Source organism: Nocardioides stalactiti (assembly GCF_014180715.1).
Taxonomy (GTDB): domain Bacteria; phylum Actinomycetota; class Actinomycetes; order Propionibacteriales; family Nocardioidaceae; genus Nocardioides; species Nocardioides stalactiti.
Window position 1 is genome coordinate 1 of the sequence record NZ_JACEFC010000215.1, and the last position, 2,682, is coordinate 2,682.

At 75.3% G+C, this 2,682-nt stretch carries 1 protein-coding gene and 2 pseudogenes; all 3 read left to right on the forward strand.

The window, feature by feature from the left end:
• Positions 1-144 precede the first annotated feature (144 nt).
• Positions 145-771, forward strand: a pseudogene (gene cbiT / locus H0487_RS23720) (precorrin-6Y C5,15-methyltransferase (decarboxylating) subunit CbiT); the annotation flags it as partial.
• Positions 772-880: 109 nt separating this feature from the next.
• The gene (gene cobM, locus H0487_RS22360; RefSeq protein ID WP_183096402.1) at positions 881-1,624 is read left to right on the forward strand and encodes a precorrin-4 C(11)-methyltransferase; all 744 of its coding nucleotides are present in this window, start codon (positions 881-883) and stop codon (positions 1,622-1,624) included.
• Positions 1,621-2,532, forward strand: a pseudogene (locus H0487_RS22365) (magnesium chelatase ATPase subunit I); the annotation flags it as partial. The gene cobM and the pseudogene H0487_RS22365, both read left to right, overlap by 4 nt.
• Positions 2,533-2,682: the final 150 nt, after the last annotated feature.

The following is a 2,682-nucleotide window of genomic DNA, read 5'->3' on the forward strand; positions in this document are numbered from 1 at the left end:
GTCGTCACGCTCGTCGGCCGCGACCCCGACGCCGTACGGCGTGAGCTGGCACCCGGCCGCCGCCTGCTCCTGCTGTCCTCCGACGAGACCACGCCGGGCGAGGTCGCCGCTGTGCTGCGCGAGGAGAAGCGGCCCACCAGCCGGATGACCGTCCTCGGCGACCTCGGGTCGGCCGCGGAGCGCCGCATCGACGGCACGGCGGCCGATCAGTGGGACGACGGCGTCCCCCGGCTGCACGTGCTGGCCCTGGAGGTCGACGGGCCACCCGGTCCGACCACCTCGTGGGCGCCGGGGCTGCCCGACGACGCCTACGAGAACGACGGCCAGCTGACCAAGCGGGACGCCCGGGCGAGCGCGCTGTCGCGGCTCGCCCCGCGACCCGACGCGTTGCTCTGGGACATCGGCTCGGGCGCCGGTTCGGTCGCGATCGAGTGGCTGCGTGCCCACCCCGGCACGGCCGCCGTGGCCGTCGAGCGCCACCCGGAGCGGGCCGCCCGGATCGCCCGCAACGCCGCTCGGCTCGGTGTCCCGCGCCTCGACGTCGTCGAGGGCAGCGCACCCGACGCCCTGGCCGGCCTCCCGACACCCGATGCGGTCTTCGTCGGCGGCGGTCTCGACGAGGGCGTCCTCGCCCGTTGCCTCGACGCGCTCGCGCCGCACGGCCGTCTCGTCGCCCACGGCGTCACCCTCGAGACCGAGCAGGTGCTCCTCGCCGCCCACCAGCACCACGGCGGCGAGCTCACCCGGCTCTCGGTCGAGCATGCGACGCCACTCGGTGGCCGTACCGGCTGGACGCCTCTGCGCACCGTCACCCAGTGGTCGTTCCAGAAGGANCGCCTCTGCGCACCGTCACCCAGTGGTCGTTCCAGAAGGAGGTCTGATGACGGTCCACTTCGTCGGCGCCGGTCCCGGTGCGGCCGACCTCATCACCGTGCGCACCGCCCGGCTCCTCGCGGCCGCCGACGTCGTCCTCTATCCCGGGACCTACGTCGACGCCGAGGTGCTCGGCCACTGCCGGCCCGACGCCCGCCTCGTCGACACCCAGGGGCTCGACCTCGACCAGATGACCGCCGTCATGACCGAGGCCCATGCCGTGGGCGAGGAGGTGGTCCGGATGACGTCGGGCGACCCGTCGCTCTACTCCGCCCTGCACGAGCAGGGGCGCCGCCTCGACGCGGCCGGGGTGCCGTGGGACGTCACCCCCGGCGTCCCGGCGTACGCCGCCGCGGCCGCCCTCGTCGGGCGCGAGCTCACCGTCCCGCTGCTCGCGCAGTCGGTGGTGCTGACCCGCACGCAGGCCCGCTCGACGGCGATGCCCGAGCGCGAGTCGCTGACCGCGTTCGCCGCCACCGGCGCCACCCTGGTGCTGCACCTCGCCATCACCCGGACCCGCGAGCTGATGACCGAGGTGGCGCCGCACTACGGCGCGGACTGCCCGGTCGTCGTCGTGCACCGCGCCACGCAACCGGGCGAGATCGTCCTGCGCGGCACCGTCGCCGACATCGGCGACCAGGTCGAGGAGGCCGGGCTCGAGCAGGCCGCGGTCATCCTCGTCGGCCCCGCGCTGGCCGGTGCCGGCACGGGCGAGTCGTGGCTCTACTCCGCAGGAAGGACACGCGCATGAACCCCTATCCCTTCAGTGCAGTGGTCGGCGCCGACGTCGACGCGCCCGGCGGCCCCGACCCGATGGCCCTCGCCCTCATCCTCACCTCGATCTCACCCGAGGTCGGCGGCGTGCTCGTGCGCGGCGAGAAGGGCACGGCCAAGTCGACGATCGTGCGCGCCCTCGCTGCTGTCCTCCCCCCGGCGGACGGTGAGCAGGCCCGCCTCGTCGAGCTCCCCATCGGCGCTACCGAGGACCGCGTGCTCGGCTCCATCGACCTCGAGAGCGCGCTCGCCGACGGCCGGGCGGAGTACCAGCCCGGCCTCCTGGTGAAGGCGCACCGCGGCATCCTCTACGTCGACGAGGTCAACCTGCTCCACGACCACCTCGTCGACGTGCTCCTCGACGCGGCCGCCATGGGCCGGGTCAGCGTCGAGCGCGACGGCATCTCGGTCGAGCGCGACGCCCGCTTCGTCCTCGTCGGGACGATGAACCCCGAGGAGGGCGAGCTCCGCCCCCAGCTGCTCGACCGGTTCGGGCTGACCGTCGAGGTCGCCGCGCCGCGCGAGCCGGCGCTCCGCGCCGAGGTCGTCCGACGCCGGATGGCCCACGACGCCGACCCCGCGGCGTTCGCCGACAGGTATGCCGACGCCGAGGCCGCGCTCCAAGCGCGGATCGCGGCCGCCCGCAAGCGGGTGCGCGAGGTGGAGCTGTCCGACCGCGCGCTGCTGCGGATCGCCGAGGTGTGCGCGGCCTTCGAGGTCGACGGCCTGCGGGCCGACATCGTGATGGCCCGCACCGCGACAGCCCACGCCGCCTGGCAGGGCCGCGGCTCGGTCGTCCTCGAGGACATCGAGGTCGCCGCCCGGCTCGCGCTTCCCCACCGCCGGCGCCGCAACCCCTTCGACAGCCCCGGGCTCGACGAGGAGCGTCTCGACGAAGCGCTGGGCGAGGATCCGCTGGATCCCGAGCCCGACCCCGATCCCGACCCCGACGGACCCGACGGCGGCGGACCCGACGGCGGCGGACCCGACGGCGGCGGACCCGACGGCGGCGCGGACCGGGATTCCTCCGCCCAC

Bases quoted from the DNA above. Each gene is read 5' to 3' on its own strand.
- cobM (WP_183096402.1), top strand. From the start codon at position 881: ATGACGGTCCACTTCGTCGGCGCCGGTCCCGGTGCGGCCGACCTCATC.